Source organism: Flavobacterium sp. S87F.05.LMB.W.Kidney.N, from assembly GCF_004366435.1.
GTDB lineage: Bacteria > Bacteroidota > Bacteroidia > Flavobacteriales > Flavobacteriaceae > Flavobacterium.
Map to the genome: position 1 here is coordinate 55,310 of NZ_SODX01000009.1, position 17,807 is coordinate 73,116.

At 36.7% G+C, this 17,807-nt stretch carries 13 protein-coding genes; 8 read left to right on the forward strand and 5 right to left on the reverse strand.

Annotated features, from left to right (window positions below):
* The first annotated feature begins 101 nt into the window (after window positions 1-101).
* A complete protein-coding gene (locus EDB96_RS20885) occupies window positions 102-500 on the forward strand; it encodes a PPC domain-containing DNA-binding protein (protein ID WP_166669341.1) in 399 nt (132 codons plus the stop codon).
* A gap of 50 nt (window positions 501-550) precedes the next feature.
* Here EDB96_RS20885 and EDB96_RS20890 read toward each other — a convergent pair whose 3' ends face one another.
* Both EDB96_RS20890 and EDB96_RS20895 read right to left on the reverse strand, forming a co-directional pair.
* Window positions 551-910 carry a hypothetical protein gene (locus EDB96_RS20890; RefSeq protein WP_134142904.1) on the reverse strand — a complete coding sequence of 120 codons (360 nt, stop codon included), beginning with the start codon at window positions 908-910 and terminating at the stop codon, window positions 551-553.
* Window positions 911-1,094: 184 nt separating this feature from the next.
* Window positions 1,095-2,108 carry an aldo/keto reductase gene (locus EDB96_RS20895; protein WP_134142905.1) on the reverse strand — a complete coding sequence of 338 codons (1,014 nt, stop codon included), beginning with the start codon at window positions 2,106-2,108 and terminating at the stop codon, window positions 1,095-1,097.
* Between the two features lie 312 nt (window positions 2,109-2,420).
* Here EDB96_RS20895 and EDB96_RS20900 point away from each other — a divergent pair, with 312 nt between their 5' ends.
* Window positions 2,421-3,407, forward strand: a complete 987-nt coding sequence (locus tag EDB96_RS20900; RefSeq protein WP_243839393.1) for an SDR family NAD(P)-dependent oxidoreductase — start codon at window positions 2,421-2,423, stop codon at window positions 3,405-3,407.
* A 53-nt stretch (window positions 3,408-3,460) separates the two neighbouring features.
* Here EDB96_RS20900 and egtB read toward each other — a convergent pair whose 3' ends face one another.
* Together egtB and egtD are read right to left on the reverse strand one after the other, a co-directional pair.
* Window positions 3,461-4,642 (reverse strand): ergothioneine biosynthesis protein EgtB, encoded by a 1,182-nt coding sequence (gene egtB / locus EDB96_RS20905; RefSeq protein WP_134142906.1) that lies wholly within the window; start codon window positions 4,640-4,642, stop codon window positions 3,461-3,463.
* A gap of 11 nt (window positions 4,643-4,653) precedes the next feature.
* Window positions 4,654-5,646, reverse strand: coding sequence for an L-histidine N(alpha)-methyltransferase (gene egtD / locus EDB96_RS20910; protein ID WP_134142907.1), 993 nt, complete (start codon window positions 5,644-5,646; stop codon window positions 4,654-4,656).
* Window positions 5,647-5,931: 285 nt separating this feature from the next.
* On the opposite strand from egtD, the gene EDB96_RS20915 reads away from it, so the two are divergent.
* Window positions 5,932-6,564: a DNA-3-methyladenine glycosylase gene (locus EDB96_RS20915; protein ID WP_243839394.1), complete on the forward strand. Its 633-nt coding sequence runs from the start codon at window positions 5,932-5,934 to the stop codon at window positions 6,562-6,564.
* Between the two features lie 95 nt (window positions 6,565-6,659).
* On the opposite strand, the gene EDB96_RS20920 is transcribed toward EDB96_RS20915, so the two are convergent.
* A complete protein-coding gene (locus tag EDB96_RS20920) occupies window positions 6,660-6,992 on the reverse strand; it encodes a DUF4440 domain-containing protein (RefSeq protein WP_243839395.1) in 333 nt (110 codons plus the stop codon).
* A 565-nt stretch (window positions 6,993-7,557) separates the two neighbouring features.
* On the opposite strand from EDB96_RS20920, the gene EDB96_RS20925 reads away from it, so the two are divergent.
* From EDB96_RS20925 to EDB96_RS20945, 5 genes are all read left to right on the forward strand, one after another.
* Complete coding sequence (locus EDB96_RS20925) at window positions 7,558-7,935, forward strand: response regulator (protein WP_057114997.1); 378 nt, start codon at window positions 7,558-7,560, stop codon at window positions 7,933-7,935.
* Window positions 7,936-8,046: 111 nt separating this feature from the next.
* On the forward strand, window positions 8,047-9,498 hold the full coding sequence (locus EDB96_RS20930; RefSeq protein WP_134142908.1) for a sensor histidine kinase: 1,452 nt from the start codon (window positions 8,047-8,049) through the stop codon (window positions 9,496-9,498).
* Window positions 9,495-9,929 (forward strand): response regulator, encoded by a 435-nt coding sequence (locus tag EDB96_RS20935; protein ID WP_134142910.1) that lies wholly within the window; start codon window positions 9,495-9,497, stop codon window positions 9,927-9,929. Before EDB96_RS20930 ends, EDB96_RS20935 begins: the two co-directional genes overlap by 4 nt.
* A gap of 59 nt (window positions 9,930-9,988) precedes the next feature.
* Window positions 9,989-16,354, forward strand: coding sequence for a HAMP domain-containing protein (locus tag EDB96_RS20940; RefSeq protein ID WP_134142911.1), 6,366 nt, complete (start codon window positions 9,989-9,991; stop codon window positions 16,352-16,354).
* A 9-nt stretch (window positions 16,355-16,363) separates the two neighbouring features.
* Window positions 16,364-17,599: a sensor histidine kinase gene (locus EDB96_RS20945; protein ID WP_134142912.1), complete on the forward strand. Its 1,236-nt coding sequence runs from the start codon at window positions 16,364-16,366 to the stop codon at window positions 17,597-17,599.
* Window positions 17,600-17,807: the final 208 nt, after the last annotated feature.

The following is a 17,807-nucleotide window of genomic DNA, read 5'->3' on the forward strand; positions in this document are numbered from 1 at the left end:
CACTGAACTATTTTTTTTGTCTGGCTTTTAATTTATCACAAGCGCAGCAAAGTAATGACACTCAAAAATGTCGTTATACCAAAACAAATTATGGTTATTTAATGGTTCTTCGCGAAGGCGATAATGTTCTTTCTCAAATTGAAAATCTGGCAAAAGAACAAAAAATTCCATCAGCAAATTTTACAGGAATTGGTTTTGCCCAAGATGCTACTTTTGGTTTTTATGATTTTGGAGAAAAGAAATTTCACCCAAAAACTTTCAATAAAGTAGAAATGGGAAGCATTACAGGTTCTATTGCCTGGAGTGAAAACAAACCATCTATACACATGCACGGAGTTGCAACCGATGACAAATTTGATGCTTACGGAGGTCACATCCTTGCTCTAAAAGTGGGAACTGGTTCGATGGAAATTTATATTACCGTAAATGATGAAAAGCTGGAAAGAAAAATAGAACAGCCGTTGAATGCGAATGTTTTGCAGTTACCTTGTGTGAAATAAAGATTAATGAAAATCTAATATCTACATTTAGTTTGGATTTTCTACGAGATTTAATTTAATCTTTCGGTACTTTCTATTCTTAAACAATTTTCTGCTCCCAAATATAGCGGATTTCCGTGTTTTTCCGACCAAAATCCATTTAAGACATCTTTGGTAATGCATCTATAAACTGCAACACCTTTATAAGTTTTCTTATCATCTCCTTTGTAACTAAAATTAATTACTAAAATATTATCCTTAAAAAAGCCATGTCCTTTTTGAATCTGCGAATCGTTAATAAGCCAATGCGCTGCAATTCTATTATTTTTATCTAGTGTCAAGGTTAAAATACCCTTGTAGGTTAGCTCGTTACTCTCATCTTGATTACTTCCAGAAATGGAATATTTACCTGCTAAATCTTGTATAGTCATTTGTTATTATAATGATTTACACCTTTGAGGCATAAATATGACACAAAATTACAGCAAAAAAAAATTAATAAAAACAAAAATCTATCTAAGCTAAGACTCTGTATTGTTTGCACTTTTCATACTTACTATAAATTATTCAGCATTAAAAAAATTGTCTTAAGTCCCCCCTCTGGAAATTTACATTTTATTTATCATTAGGCACAGGAGCATTTTCTGCAATCAGTTTTTCATGTTTAAGTTCTTCCCAAAAAGCTTTAGGAATTGATTTCTTGAAAGAATTGGCATTTTCAAAAACCTGTTCTGCATTCCAGGCTCCCGGAATAACCGCAGAAACAACCTTAGGTGCTGCAGAAAACTGAAGCGCAGCTGTACGTAGATCAACGTCATGTTTTATAGATAAGTCAAGCAGTCTGTTTCTCTTTTCAATTACACCGTCAGGGAATGTTCCCAAATAATCGTATCGTTCAACACCTGCCAGAAAGCCAGCATTTAGCGGAGCACCTACAACTATAGAAATATCTCTTTCTTCACATAGAGGAAACAATTTGTTTAATGCCTCTTCGTGCTTAATTAAGGAATACTGTGTTGCTGAAAGGAAAATATCGGGATCTGCCTGCTCAATTGCTTTCAATGCTGGTTCAAGAGTATTTACACCAAAACCCCAGGCCTTTATAATACCTTCTTCACGCATTTTGGTTAGTTCCGGAATCGCTCCTTTCATGGCTTCATCAAAGTACTTTGTCCAGTTTTCCTTCATATCTTCGTTATCTGGAGAGAGATCGTGTATATAAACAATATCTAAATACGGCAGGCCTAAGCGCTGCAAACTATCTTCGATACTTCTTCTAATTCCTTCTGCGGAATAATCGTAACGATAAGAAAAATTAAGCTTTCCTTTCCACAAACCATTTTCTAATTTGAAATCTTTGTCTGGAGTAAGCAAACGGCCTACTTTTGTGGAGAGAGTAAATTCTTCACGTTTTTTATTTCTAAGAAAATGCCCGAAGCGGCGTTCACTAAGTCCTAAGCCATACCAAGGTGAAGTATCAAAATAACGTACACCATTATTCCATGCCTCTTCCAAGGCTTGCGTAATACTAGTATCGGGATTTTCATGAAATCCGTTTCCCGCTGCCACTCCGCCCAGTCCTGATACACTTAAGGGACGATAACGTTTGTTTTGATTATTTTGTTCCATAGCAATTTTATTTTAAAAAATTCTGAATGAACGTACAGACAGAAAAAGATTAGTGCTCATACATCCAATGAAGAATGATTTACAAATTTCTGCTAAATCTTGGTTTTTATAATATAGAATTACAATTCGAAGATTACATTATTAACAGCAATAAATACTTGTCGTATAAAAAAAGAGACAATTCAAACATAACTGTAGAACTAATCTTCTGTAAATTAAAGTTTTCTTAAAGCTTAACACTCCAAAAATTATTTTTAGTAACTTAAATAAATGTTATAGGACAATAATAATTATCAACTTAAAATAATAAAGATGATGGAAGATATTAAAATACTTGAAAACAGTCTTAAAGGAAAAAATGTAGTTATAACTGGAGCAAGCAGTGGTGTTGGCCGGGCTGCAGCAGAAGCATTCGCAAGAGAGGGTTGTAATATTATTGCAGTTGCCAGAGGTCAGAAAGGCATTAATGAAGTTGTGGACTATTGCCGAAGTTTAAATGTTTTGTGTGTTGGTGTAAGTGCAGACATGTCAATTGCTGAAGATGTTGAGAAAGTCGTTAAAGAAGCCCTTGCCATAAATGGTAAAATTGATATATGGGTAAATAATGCCGGAGTGATGGCAAGCGGAAAATTTGAAGAAATTCCTTTAGAAATTCATCAGCAGGTCATTAAAACCAATTTGTTCGGATACATGCATGGGGCTTATAATGTCATCAAAATTTTTAAGAATCAAGATGAAGGAATTTTAATTAATAACATATCTATTGGTGGATTTATGCCTGCGCCTTATAGCGCTGTGTATTCTGCTTCAAAATTTGGAATAAAAGGTATGATGGAATGTCTCCAAGGTGAAATATCAAACCGTTCAAATATCCACATTTGTAATCTATATCCTCAGTTACAAAATTCAACTGGAAATCTGCATTCAGCAAAATACTCGGGTTTTGATATGCAAATTCCATTTATTGCTTCTGATCCGCGTAATACCGCAGCTAAAATGGTAGAACTAGCAAAGCATCCTAAAAAAGATATGTTTCCCGATTTTCCCGCTGCGGCAATAACAAGCCTTTATCGATTGTTTCCAAAAACTGTGATTAATACAGCATCTGCAGCCGTAAGGCTAAAAATGAAGCTTAACGACACTAAGGAAAATAATCCTGGAAATGTTTTGGAAAACTCTAAAGAACCTCTTCGAGTTCATGGAAAACTTCCGTCAAAAACTACTCATAACTTCGGTTTAGGACTGCTTGCAGGATTAGGTATAACTGCAGCTTTACTGTTAGTGAGTAAAAAGCTGTAAAAATTGACGAGCTTGTATGTTTTCGCCAAAAAAATATTATTATAAATAACTTTCTATTTTACCAGACGAATTCCTGAAAATTGCCATTGGTGTTTTGGATGGAAAAAATTACGATAGGACGAACGACTGTGACCTTGTGGAGTAGCGATTGAAGCTCCTCTTAAAACCATCTGATTGACCATAAATTTACCGTTATACTCACCAATCGCACCTGCTTCTTTCTTATACCTAGGATAAGGAAGATAGGCGCTTCCCGTCCATTCCCATCTTTCACCCCAATTAAAATGACTGGACGATGCTTCCCACTCCTCTTCTGTAGGCAGTCTCATACCCTTCCATGCTGCAAACGCCGAAGCTTCATAAAAATTCACATGGCAGACTAGATCAAGTGGATCAATATTCTGCAATCCGCTCAAAGTATAGTGCTGCCATTTACCATCAATAGAATGCCAGTAAAGTGGTGCTTTTGCCTTTTGCTGCGTAACCCAGTCCCAGCCTTCTGAATGCCAGTATTTAAAATTTTCGTAACCACCCTCTTCCATAAACTGGAGATATTCCTCATTCGTTACAAGAGATGACGCAATTTCAAAAGCTTCTAAATACTTTTTATGTCTTCCATACTCGTTATCAAAACTAAAACCTGTCCCGTTAAATCCTATTTCATAAATATCCTCTGGCATCGCAATAAATGGAGATTCTTCTCTTTTTACAATAACTTCTTCCATTTCTTTATAGACAGGAAAAAGTGGATTGTGCCCTAAAATATATTTAATGTCGGTTAATAGAAGTTCTTGATGCTGCTGTTCGTGGTTCAAACCTAATTCTAAAACAGCGTAAAGCTCGTCTGAAAGATCATTATGGTGATTTAAATAAGCTTCCATCTGTTCATCGACATAGGCTCGGTATGCATATATATCGGCAACCGACGGACGGCTTAGATTACCACGGTCTGTACGCACTACTCTGGCTCCTACAGTTTCATAATAGCTGTTAAAAACAAAGTTGTACTGTGGATTGAATTCTTTATATCCTTGAAAATTTGGGATAAGAATAAAGGTCTCAAAAAACCAAGTAGTATGTCCTAAATGCCATTTGGGCGGACTCACATCTGCAATAGGCTGTACTACATAATCCTCTATTTCAAGTGGACGGCATATTGTCTCAGAATGTCTGCGTATTTTTTTGTACTGCGATAAAATTAATAGCGCATCATTTTTTTGTGCTGTCTGTTCCATAATTATTGTTTTTAAACGGCTTTCCAAAACGCATCGACAAACCACTCCTTGCTATCCTTAATGCTATAAACCTGTGTAAATCCCGACTGTGCGGCCATTTTCTCGGTATCTTCAGTAGAGAATTTCTGTGAAACCTCCATATAAACTGCCTCATTTTCGGCAAAATGAAATACAGCGTCATCAATAGAAACCTTCTGATCTTCAAGACTAATTAGATAACTTCTGCACGCGCCGCTAAGAGGATCATAAGTTTCATAATGCTCAAATTTATCCACCTTAAAATCAGCTTTCAGCTCTTTATTAATACGCTCAAGCAGATTAAGGTTAAAGGAAGCTGTTACTCCTTTTGCATCATTGTATGCATTAAGAATTGTATTAGGTTCTTTTTTTAAGTCAAAGCCAATCATAACTATATCTCCTTTATTGAGATTCTTTCTCAGTTCAAAACAAAATCGATAGGCTTCTTCTAACTCCATATTCCCTATATTACTTCCTAAAAACAATATCACTTTTCTACGAGAGGAAAGTTGTGCAGCTTTGTGCAACATGTCAAAATATTCTCCTTCAAGACATAAAATATCTAGGCCTGGTATATTTTTCTTCAATTTTTCATCTAAAACCGAAAGTATATTTCCTGATATATCAATAGGCATGTATCTAAAATCTGTAAGTTCATTTTTTAGATATCGTAGCAAATGCATTGATTTTGATGCATCGCCGGCTCCTAATTCAATTAAATCAAATGGCGTTTGATCTGCATTAATACCAGCCGCTATTTCAGCAGTTTTATTTTCAAAAATATCCATTTCACAGCGAGTCAAATAATATTCAGGTAAGTTCATAATTTCCTGAAAAAGTGTGTCGCCACGTTGATCATAAAAATATTTTGACTGGAGATGTTTTGGATGCTGCCGTAAACCAGCAATTACATCCTGAAGAAAATTATTCTTATTTTGTTCTTCTGTTTCTATATTTTCTTTTATAGCTGTTTCAAATAATTTCATATGTATCGCATTTTTTTGACAGAAAATAATTCCCCATTTAATTAGAGATATTATAACTGTAACTTTTTCTTACTTAAAGGTACGTTTTATTCATGTCTCATAAGTTCTTTATTAAACAGAATCTTAACTTAAAAAAACTGCAGCAACCATCATTAGTAGCTGTGACAGACATTATATTTTACTAATCCTTAAAAATTCAATTACAATTATTTTATACTACTTAATACTTGATCCAAAAATTCTCCGTAATTTTTACTTTCTTTAATGATAAATGAAAAACCTAGAATGACTAAATTATCTTTCACAACTCCTATTAAACTGCCATTTTCTTATTTTCTAAACCAAGATGTTATTTTCCTTGCGAAAGATCTTTTGGGAAAAGTACTTTTTACTCAAATCGATGGAAAAATAACTGCTGGAATAATTGTTGAAACAGAAGCCTATTTTGGTGTACACGATAAAGCTTCTCACGCATATGGCGGACGAAGAACTGATAGAACAGAAACACTTTACAGCCAAGGCGGTATTTCTTATGTTTATCTCTGTTATGGAATTCATCACTTGTTTAATATTGTAAGTTCTGTTGAAGGCGAACCACATGCGGTTTTAATACGAGGCATTGAACCGTTGATAGGAAAAGATATTATGGAAGAAAGACGGAAAATGTCTGCTTCAAAAGGCGCTATTTCGGCTGGACCTGGCTCCGCAGCAAAAGCCTTAGGAATTGATCGCTCTTTTAATAAAAAAGATTTAGGCGACGATGAAATATGGGTTGAAGATCATGGCATCCGTTATAAAGAGGAACAAATTGCAGCATCGCCTAGAGTTGGCGTAGCTTATGCTCAAGATCATGCCTTACTCCCGTGGAGATTTTTCATTAAGGGAAATAAATACGTCAGTAAACCAAATAAAATTTAAATGCAACTTTATTCATAATTAAAAATCTCGTACTAACTATTACGAGATTTTGACGATTCGTGATTTCTTTATAGTGAATCCTAAAACAGAATAATTTACTCCTGCAATAGTTCAGCTTCGGTGTGTAGAGCACAAACCCAGTTATTATTTTCTTTAATCCAAGTAGAAGTGCAGGCACATTTCATAGAACTTTTTTTTGTGTCATCTGCAATTCCTAATTCTATTGAATAAGCTATTATCGCCGTATTTTCAGTAAGTAACTGCGCTTCAATATCAGAAATATTCAATACTTTTATTTTATCTCCATCTCCTGACTCAAACATCTTTTTAAACTTATCTTCATTTACACTTTGCACACCATTATTTCCAGCGATTATACAGGGAAAATGAGTAAGTTGTTTCACCGTTTTATAATCGTGATTTTCCATTCACTGCCAATATTTTTTTTCCAGTTCAATAATTTGCTTTTCCATGACTATCTTATTATTAATTAAACAGTTATACAAAGTTCAAACTAAAATCGAAATGCGTTACATTTTTAACATAGATTTAATGTAGAGTTTGATCATTCAAAGCGAGATAATTTGAGATATGTAGATGTTAATTTACAACAAGGTAAATTCTTTAAATAAAGTGGATTTTAATAAAAATATTCCACCCTACTAGTTGTATAAATTTGATTAAAAAACAATTTAAAATGTTAATTATATAAATCGAAGTTGAAATTATATAAATTTAATTGTTGCCGTAATTTTACTTTTCAGTTACCAAATTCTATACATCTAAAAATCTAATATGAAAAAAAATTACTCAAAATTTTTACTGTTTGTTAATTAACAGCATAATTAAATCCGGTTGTCCCAAAATTTAAAAATGAAGATTAGACGAATGCAAAATGCTTCTCTAACTCACCGATACTTTAACGGCTCGCACATCGAGCTTTGGTTAATGAGGCTTCCTAATTATTGCACTTTAATTTAACAGCAAACTAAAATGAATTATAAAAATATACTGCAGATAGATGACGATATTGACGACTGCGAATTTTTTATGGAAGCGCTCCAGGCAGTATCTCAAGCGGGATATACTTCTATGCATAATCCTGTAGAAGCGCTTAACAAATTGATTCTAAAAGAGCTTAAACCTGATATAATATTCCTTGATTTGAATATGCCTATTATGTCTGGTTTTGAGTTTTTAATTGAAATAAAAAAGCAGGAAATTATAAAAAACATCCCAGTTATTATTTTTTCTACTTCACAGATGGAAGAGATAAAACGCAAAGCAAGAAACTATGGGGCTGATGAATATATATCCAAACCAAGTGACTTTGATGAAATGAAAAAAATTCTAGCCCATTATACAGCGTGAGAAATTTACACCTGAGATTGGTAATGTATTCATTTTCAGAAACAGCATATTTCCCGCTATTTTTATCGTTAAAGAAACTGACCATTTACGGGGCTTTATAACAGTTGGAAAATGAAATTATCAACACAAATACTTCTGGCGTTTTCGCTGATCATACTACTTTCTGTTGCAGATTCATATACGAATTACCGCTTATCTCGTAAAGTGCATCTCAACTCACAGTTTCTCTCCAAATCAGAAGATGTGATCCGTAACTCAAACAAAACCCATAGAGCTATACTGGAAATGCAAAGTGCTTTGAGGGGCTACCTGCTTACTAATGATACCACTTTTCTGCGCCCCTATTACAAGGGACTGGAAAAAGTACCGCTATTTTTCAAACAACAGCATAAACTTATTGATGATAATGAAACACAGCGTCGTATTTTGGACTCAGTAGCCGTGCTCCATGATGCATGGCTTGTCTATACTGCTGAAATAATAAACGCCAGAATGGAAAACCCTGAAACTTATCAGTTACTGTTAGATTCCAAACTTCGAAAACATGTCGGTAAGAATATTAATGATTCTATAACAGCTAAATTTAAAAGATTTGACAAGTTAGAATATAAAACTCGAAAACATCATAGTGAAATGCTGCTGCATTCCCTTCATAAGACAAGAACATATTCTTTGATTTTCTTGTCCCTGACTATTTTCGCTGGAATATGCAGTACTGCTTATATTGTAATTATGATAACCAACCGCATTAATTCGATGGTGCGTCTTGCTGATACCATTTCAAAAGGTCGTTTTACCATAGTTCGGGATTCTAAAAACGACGAGCTTAGCGCCCTAGCCTCCTCTTTAAATATCATGTCCCAAAAATTAGAGAAGAATATTCAGGAACTAGAAAACAAAAATGAAGAACTTAATAAATTTGCTTATGTGGTTTCTCATGATCTAAAGGCGCCGCTGCGTGGGATTTATAATGTTATTACCTGGATTGAAGAAGACTTGTCGGAAGAAATTTCTCCTGCTCTTCGCAATTATTTAAACATCATACCTAAAAGAACTCAACGCATGGAAGCTTTGATCAACGGACTGCTCGACTATGCCCGCATCAACCAGAAATCAGCTCCCGAATTAGTTGATACAAATGCACTTGTAAATGAAATCACTCAAGCCATAGTACCGAGGGATTTTACTGTTGAATTGCGTAACCTGCCTGAAATTTTTACCGAGCGTCTTAAACTTGAACAGGTATTTTCTAATTTAATCAGCAATGCCGTTAAGTATTCAAAACCAAACGAGGGCCGTATTGAAATTGATTGCCTGACAATTTTAGATGTTTACGAATTTTCCGTAAAAGATTATGGAATTGGAATTGATCCCGAATATCACAAGAAAATATTTGAAATCTTTCAAACACTCCGAGAAAAAAATGAAATGGAAAGCACTGGTGTTGGTCTGGCAATTGTGAAAAAAATTATTGACGATCAGGGAGAAAGCATACAAGTACACTCACGATTGGGAGAAGGAACAACATTTACTTTCACTTGGAAAAATAATAAAAGAATATGAAAACACCCACCATTTTACTAATTGAAGATGATGAACTGGACACTATATCTGTAGAACGTTCATTAAAAAAACTAGAAATCCAATACGAGCTTCATACCGCTTATAACGGACTTGAAGCGTTGCATCTTCTACGTGGTGAAACTGGTAAAGCTCTTTATCCTGATGTAATTCTTTTGGACATTAATATGCCAAGAATGAATGGAATAGAGTTTCTTAAAATCATACGTGGAGATGAAAAATTAAAAGATCTGAAAGTTTTTATAATGACTACCTCCTCTGAAAGTAATGACCGCATCAATGCAGAAAATTTAGGAATATCAGGCTATATTATAAAGCCTCTCAATTATACAGACAATACCAAAAGACCTGATTCAATGGATGCTTTTGTACAGTTTCATCTGCGTAAAATATTATTGGACGAAAGCGTATAAAGCATTCCTTTTACACATCCCATAAACCAAAAAATTAATCAAACCAAGAACCGTCTATTATGAAAAAATCAAAACCTGTCACAAAAAAATCCAGCGGCGAAGAACTGCTTGTACTTCCCGTGGTAACTGATAAAAAAAGCGCCAAGATCAAAGATCAGTCCGAAGAATCCGTGCTAAGCGATGCCGAGTTTTTAAAAATTCTGATGAAAGTAAAAAACGGTAATTTCTCGCAGCGTTTTCCTACCGATCAAAATGGTATCAAAAGATCAATCTGCGACACTTTAAATGAAATAATTGATCTGAATGAACGAATGGTATTCGAATTTCAGAAAGTTGGAAAAAGCATTGGTAAACAAGGAAAATTAACGAATCGTGTCGTTCTAGACGGTGCACGCGGTTCGTGGAGTTCCTGCGTGGATTCTGTTAATACACTGATCTCTGATCTGGTGCATCCAACAATTGAAATTGCACACGTAATTACCTCTGTTGCAAAAGGAAATTTATCGCAGGAAATGCCTTTATCCATTGAAGGAAATCCACTTCAAGGAGAATTCCTTAGAATTGCCAAAGAGGTAAATGGGATGGTAAAACAGCTGAACCTATTCTCTATGGAGGTTACCCGTGTAGCCCGTGAGGTGGGAACTGATGGAAAACTAGGCGGACAGGCAAAAGTACGCGGTGTGGGCGGTGTATGGAAAGATTTGACAGACTCTGTAAATAAAATGGCGAGTAACTTAACGGGTCAGGTACGTAATATTGCAGATGTAACCACTGCGGTAGCAAAAGGAGATTTGTCTAAAAAAATTACCGTTGACGTAAAAGGGGAAATCTTAGAATTAAAAAATACTATCAATACCATGGTAGATCAGCTGAACTCTTTTTCTTCTGAGGTAACTCGTGTGGCGCGTGAGGTAGGAACCGAAGGAAAACTGGGCGGACAAGCACAAGTAAAAGGTGTCGGCGGAACTTGGAAAGATTTAACGGATTCCGTAAATCAGATGGCATCCAACTTAACCGGACAGGTACGTAATATTGCCGATGTAACAACGGCCGTAGCAAGAGGAGATTTATCTAAAAAAATTACAGTAGACGTAAAAGGAGAAATCCTGGAGCTTAAAGATACCATTAATACAATGGTGGATCAGCTGAACTCCTTCTCTTCTGAGGTGACGCGTGTGGCACGTGAAGTAGGTTCCGAAGGAAAATTGGGCGGCCAGGCAAAAGTACGAGGGGTCGGCGGAGTTTGGAAAGATTTGACCGACTCGGTAAATCAAATGGCAAGTAACTTAACAGGTCAGGTGCGTAATATTGCCGAGGTAACAACAGCTGTGGCAAAAGGAGATTTATCTAAAAAGATTACCGTAAACGTTGAAGGAGAAATCCTGGAATTAAAAAACACCATCAATACCATGGTGGATCAGCTGAACTCATTTGGTGCCGAGGTAACTCGTGTGGCGCGTGAGGTAGGTTCTGAAGGAAAACTGGGAGGTCAGGCAAAAGTAAAAGGTGTCGGAGGAACATGGAAAGATTTAACCGATTCGGTGAACCAGATGGCATCTAACCTTACCGGACAGGTTCGTAATATTGCAGAGGTAACAACGGCCGTGGCAAATGGTGACCTTTCGAAAAAAATTACAGCTGTAGCCGAGGGAGAAATCCTCGAGTTGAAAAAAACCATTAATACAATGGTGGATCAGCTGAACTCTTTCTCTTCTGAGGTTACGCGTGTGGCACTTGAGGTGGGTACAGAAGGAAAACTAGGCGGTCAAGCGAAAGTAAAAGGTGTCGGAGGAACATGGAAAGATTTGACTGATTCTGTGAACCAAATGGCTTCCAACTTAACCGGACAAGTACGTAATATTGCGGAGGTAACAACAGCCGTAGCAAAAGGAGATTTATCCCGCCAGATTACGGTTGATACCAAAGGAGAAATCCTAGAGTTAAAAAATACAATTAATACCATGGTGGGTCAGCTGAACTCTTTCGCTTCTGAGGTAACTCGTGTGGCACGTGAAGTTGGTACCGAAGGAAAACTGGGAGGACAAGCGCAGGTTGAAGGTGTTGGTGGAACTTGGAAAGATTTAACGGATTCGGTAAACCAAATGGCATCCAACCTTACTGGACAAGTGCGTAATATTGCCGAAGTAACAACAGCCGTAGCAAAAGGAGATTTATCGCTTCAGATTACGGTTGATGTAAAAGGAGAAATCTTAGAGTTAAAAAATACAATTAATACCATGGTGGATCAGCTTCGAGGCTTTGCTTCGGAGGTAACAAGGGTTTCACGAGAAGTAGGAACCGAAGGAAAACTGGGAGGACAAGCAAACGTACCAGGAGTTGCCGGAACATGGAAAGATTTAACAGATTCCGTTAACCAAATGGCAGGAAATCTTACCGCTCAGGTACGTAATATTGCCGATGTGGCAATTGCAGTGGCGAATGGAGATATGTCCCGAAAAATTACTGTTGACGTTCGTGGAGAAATTTTGCAGCTAAAAGAAACCTTAAATACAATGGTGGACCAGCTTCGTGAATTTGCTTCTGAGGTAACTCGTGTGGCTCGTGAGGTAGGAACCGAAGGAAAATTGGGAGGTCAGGCGAATGTACCAGGTGTTGCCGGAACATGGAAGGATTTAACAGATTCGGTGAACCAGATGGCGGGTAACTTAACGACTCAGGTTCGTAATATTGCCGAAGTAACAATTGCCGTAGCCAACGGAGATATGTCGAAAAAGATTACGGCCGACGTTCGTGGAGAAATTCTACAATTGAAAGAAACCGTAAATACAATGGTGGATCAGCTTCGTGCCTTCGCCTCTGAGGTAACTCGTGTGGCGCGTGAGGTGGGTACCGACGGAAAACTGGGTGGACAAGCATTCGTGCCTGGTGTTGCTGGGACATGGAAAGATTTAACGGATTCGGTTAACCAGATGGCATCGAACTTAACCGGTCAGGTGCGTAATATTGCCGATGTAACCAAAGCAGTTGCAAATGGTGACCTTTCCAAACAAATTACCGTTGACGTAAAAGGAGAAATTCTAGATTTGAAAAATACCTTTAATACGATGGTAGAACAGTTAAATTCATTTGCTTCTGAAGTTACGCGTGTGGCGCGTGAGGTGGGTACCGAAGGAAAACTGGGCGGACAGTCTGAAGTAAAAGGTGTTGCGGGAACATGGAAAGATTTAACCGATTCGGTTAACGTAATGGCTTCTAACTTAACAGGTCAGGTTCGTGGAATCGCAAAAGTGGTAACATCTGTAGCAAAAGGAAATCTAAAACAAAAATTATCCATTGATGCCAAAGGTGAAGTTGCACAGTTAACCGATACCATCAACGAAATGATTGATACGCTTGCCACATTCTCAGATCAGGTAACAACAGTTGCGCGTGAAGTTGGTGCCGAAGGAAAACTGGGAGGACAAGCAAACGTACCAGGAGCTTCTGGAACGTGGAAAAACTTAACAGAAAATGTAAACCAGTTAGCGGCGAATCTAACCACTCAGGTACGTGCGATTTCTGAGGTAGCATCGGCAGTAACACAGGGAGATTTAACACGAACTATTGGTGTTGAAGCAAAAGGTGAAGTTGAGGCACTTAAAGACACTATTAATCAGATGATTTTTAATCTTAAAGCAACTACTTTACGTAATCAAGAACAAGACTGGCTGAAATCGAATTTGGCTAAGTTTACCCAAATGCTTCAGGGTCAAAAAGAATTGAATGCAGTTACTAAAAAAATCCTTTCAGAACTTGCTGCAGTGGTAACCGCTCAGCATGGTCTATTTTATATTTTAGAAGAAGGTGAAGAATTTATGGATTCTAAATTAAACCTAATTGCTTCTTACGCCTATATAAAACGAAAAAATTCCCTTACTCAATACGGTATGGGAGAAGGTCTAATTGGTCAGGTTGCAGTAGAAAAAGAAAGAATAATACTGAGCAACGTTCCAAAAGACTACATTAAAATAAATTCAGGACTTGGCGATGCCAGACCTAAAGACGTCATTATTCTTCCAGTGCTCTTTGAAGGCAGACTTAAAGCAGTTATTGAATTGGCATCACTTGATACCTTCAGCCAGATACACTTGGATTTCCTTGAAGGACTTACAGAAAGTATTGGTATTGTAATTAATACCATCGAATCCAATTCAAGAACTGAAGAGCTCTTGGTACAATCCCAATCACTTGCCAGCGAGCTTAAAAGTCAGCAGGAAGTACTTAAAAATACCAACGAAGAATTAGAGGAAAAAGCGATATTATTGGCGAATCAGAAAGAAGAAGTGGAACTTAAAAACCAAGAGGTCGAGGTTGCCCGTAAAGCGCTTGAGGAAAAAGCCGATCAGCTGACGCTTACTTCAAAATACAAATCCGAGTTCTTGGCCAATATGTCTCACGAACTTCGTACTCCTTTGAACAGTTTACAGATTCTAGCTAATGAATTAATTGCGAACCGAGACGGGAATTTATCCGAAAAACAAATTCAGTTTGCGAAAACCATTAACTCTTGCGGAGATGACCTTATTCAGCTGATTAATGACATCCTGGATCTTTCTAAAATTGAGTCAGGGTATATTTCTGTGGATTACAACCCGATTAGCTTTGAGGAGATAAGCCGTTTCGTAGCTTCTACCTTCAACCCTATTTCAGAGGCCAAACATCTTAATTTTGAAATCAAAATGGATGAAAATCTTCCTGAAGTTATGGAAACTGATTCACAACGTTTAAACCAAATTCTGAAAAATCTTTTATCCAACTCTTTTAAATTCACTGAAAAAGGATCTGTTAAACTAAACATTTACAAGGCAGAACATAATTGGAAAACTAAAAGCAGCAGTCTGGATAATGCCGAAGCTGTCGTAGCTTTTGAAATATCAGATACTGGAATTGGAATCTCTAAAGAAAAACAGAATATTATTTTTGAAGCCTTTCAACAGGCAGAAGGTTCTACAAGCCGTAAGTATGGAGGAACAGGTCTTGGATTATCAATCAGCCGAGGACTTTCTGACCTACTGGGAGGAAGCATAGAACTGGAAAGTGACACCAACATTGGAAGTAAATTCACTTTATTTCTACCTTTAAAATTTGTCCATATTCCAGAAATCGAAGATATTACAGTCAATGAAGAAACAAGTGTGCTTCATGCTGGAAAGAGCCGTTTAAAATCACTTCCATCTTCGAGTTTTAAATCATCAGATACTGATCTGTATTTTGCAGACGAAATTGGTGATGACAGGACTTCTATCAAACCAGAAGACAAAGTGCTGCTGATCGCAGAGGATAATGAAACCTTTGCTAAAATTCTTCTTGAGAGAGCTCATCAGCATAATATCAAAGCCATTGTAACCACAAGAGGTAATGATGTGGTGGATTATATCAATCACTTCCAGCCTCATGCCATTACAATGGATCTTAATATGCCCGATACCAGCGGCTGGAAAATTCTAGACAGATTAAAAACTGATTTTACCCTGCGCCACATTCCCCTATATATTATCTCGGGAGAAGATGAAAGAAACAAAGGACTCAAACGAGGTGCCAGAAACTTTCTAGTCAAACCTGTAAAAAATGATATTCTAACCTCACTTTTTAATGATATTCAGAATTTCAAAAATAATGCACAAAAAAACCTGCTTATTGTAGATGACAATCCAGCGGAACTGGACCGTATAATTAAAGCGGTACAGGGAGACGATATTTCAATTGATACTGCTTTGACAGCGAAACAGGCAGTGGAGCTTATTGAGACAAAATCTTTCGACTGTATTATACTAGATCTTGTTCTTCCTGATGCAGACGGACTAGATCTCATCAGCGATCTTGAAAACAATATCAGCGGACAGGAAACAGCAATTATTGTCCATTCAGCTGGTGATCTAAGCAAAAAACAGCGCAGTAAACTCGGCCGTTTTGCCCATAGTATTATTACCAAAAGTGCTGTTTCAATGGATGAGCTTGTGGACCAGACTGCTCTTTTCATGCATCGTGTGCATAAAGAACTGCCTGAAGATATGAAAAAGCGTATTGAAACGTTTTACTTAAAAGAAGATGTACTACTAAATAAAAAAGTACTTTTGGTAGATGACGATGTTCGAAACCTTTTTGCCCTTACTACAGCACTGGAACGATTTGGACTGGATGTTATAAGCGCCGAAAGTGGTCACGAGGCGGTTGAAATACTAAACGGAAACGAAACTATCGATATTGTACTAATGGATATCATGATGCCCGAACTTGATGGTTATGAAACTATGAAAATTATTCGCAGAAATCCTAGACATAAAGATCTGACTATTATTGCAGTCACTGCTAAAGCCATGAAAGGAGACAGACAACGATGTATTGAATCTGGAGCTTCTGACTACATTACTAAACCTGTCAATGTGGAACAGCTGTCTTCACTGATGAGAGTATGGCTAAAATAATATTTTAATATGGAAAGCCTCATGGAAAAACATCCCGTAAAAATATTAATAGTCGATGACAAGAAAGAAAACCTACTTTCTCTTCAAGTCATTCTGGCTGGTCAGGGATATGAATTTGTAGAAGCTTCTTCAGGTAAAGATGCTTTAAGAATACTCCTAAAAAACCAAGATTTTGCCATTATCCTCATGGATGTGCAGATGCCGCTTATGGACGGTTTTGAAACAGCCGAGCTCATACGCCAAAGTGATAAACTTAAGCATGTTCCTATTATCTTTCTAACAGCTAATATGGATACTTCCGACTATATTTTCAAAGGATACCAATCTGGAGCTGTAGATTATATGATTAAACCGCTTTCTTCAGAAATTCTTAAAGCCAAAGTTTTAGTTTTTACCGAATTGTATAAAAAGAATAAGGAACTGCAGCTTAAGGAAGAAGAAACAGCTGCCTTAAATCATAAAATTGTAAAAGCTAACGAAAAATTAGCTCAACAATATGCAGCTATTGAAAAATATGCGACAGAATTAAAACAGAAGAATGCGGAACTGGATGCATTTACTCAGATTTCCAGCCATGATCTTCAGGAACCGCTGCGAAAAATCCAGACTTTTTCCAACATGATTCTTACAAAAGAATATTCGAATTTGAGCGAAGATGGAAAATCAAAATTTGACAGGATTTTATATGCAGCCAACCGCATGCGAAATCTAATTAACGATTTACTAGTATTCTCACAAGCAAGCACTACGGAGCACATTTATGAACATACAGATCTAAGTGTCATTATCGAAAATGTGAAAGAAGCTCTCTCTGAAAACATCAAGGATAAAAAAGCTGTCATTACAACTGAACTACATGGTAAGATTTATATTATCCCATTTTTATTTGTACAACTGCTGGAAAACCTAACCAATAATGCTTTAAAATTTTCACAGAAAGATATTCCTCTTACCATTGAAATTAAAAGCCGTATGCTTTCTGGACAGGAATTAGAAAATGAAAAGTTACAGCCCGAGCAAAACTACTGCCACATTGCTTTTAAAGATAATGGGATTGGTTTTGATTCCCAGCACAGCGAGAAAATATTTGGTGTTTTTCAAAGACTGCACAGCAGAGATGATTACGATGGAACCGGAATAGGACTGGCTATTGTGAAAAAGATAGTAGACAATCATAACGGAATAATTACAGCGACAGGAAAACATATGGAAGGAGCCACTTTTCACATTTATATTCCTCAATAATTCTATCTTTCAGAGCATTTACTTTTCATTATACAAAGGATTATAATAGTGTAGATACAGCCAATATTGCAATAATGAGAATATCAAGAAATCTTTATTGGCTGTTTAAAAATAAAACCAATAAAAACGAAAAAACCCTGTTTCGATCAGAAACAGGGTTTTTGAAAAAAAGGCGGCGACATACTCTCCCACAATACTGCAGTACCAT

Excerpts from the sequence above, each read along its gene's own strand:
- EDB96_RS20885 (WP_166669341.1), top strand. The coding sequence starts at position 102 with ATGGTTCTTCGCGAAGGCGATAATGTTCTTTCTCAAATTGAAAATCTG.
- EDB96_RS20890 (WP_134142904.1), bottom strand. The coding sequence starts at position 910 with ATGACTATACAAGATTTAGCAGGTAAATATTCCATTTCTGGAAGTAAT.
- EDB96_RS20895 (WP_134142905.1), bottom strand. The coding sequence starts at position 2,108 with ATGGAACAAAATAATCAAAACAAACGTTATCGTCCCTTAAGTGTATCA.
- EDB96_RS20900 (WP_243839393.1), top strand. The coding sequence starts at position 2,421 with ATGATGGAAGATATTAAAATACTTGAAAACAGTCTTAAAGGAAAAAAT.
- egtB (WP_134142906.1), bottom strand. The coding sequence starts at position 4,642 with ATGGAACAGACAGCACAAAAAAATGATGCGCTATTAATTTTATCGCAG.
- egtD (WP_134142907.1), bottom strand. The coding sequence starts at position 5,646 with ATGAAATTATTTGAAACAGCTATAAAAGAAAATATAGAAACAGAAGAA.
- EDB96_RS20915 (WP_243839394.1), top strand. The coding sequence starts at position 5,932 with ATGACTAAATTATCTTTCACAACTCCTATTAAACTGCCATTTTCTTAT.
- EDB96_RS20920 (WP_243839395.1), bottom strand. The coding sequence starts at position 6,992 with ATGGAAAATCACGATTATAAAACGGTGAAACAACTTACTCATTTTCCC.
- EDB96_RS20925 (WP_057114997.1), top strand. The coding sequence starts at position 7,558 with ATGAATTATAAAAATATACTGCAGATAGATGACGATATTGACGACTGC.
- EDB96_RS20930 (WP_134142908.1), top strand. The coding sequence starts at position 8,047 with ATGAAATTATCAACACAAATACTTCTGGCGTTTTCGCTGATCATACTA.
- EDB96_RS20935 (WP_134142910.1), top strand. The coding sequence starts at position 9,495 with ATGAAAACACCCACCATTTTACTAATTGAAGATGATGAACTGGACACT.
- EDB96_RS20940 (WP_134142911.1), top strand. The coding sequence starts at position 9,989 with ATGAAAAAATCAAAACCTGTCACAAAAAAATCCAGCGGCGAAGAACTG.
- EDB96_RS20945 (WP_134142912.1), top strand. The coding sequence starts at position 16,364 with ATGGAAAGCCTCATGGAAAAACATCCCGTAAAAATATTAATAGTCGAT.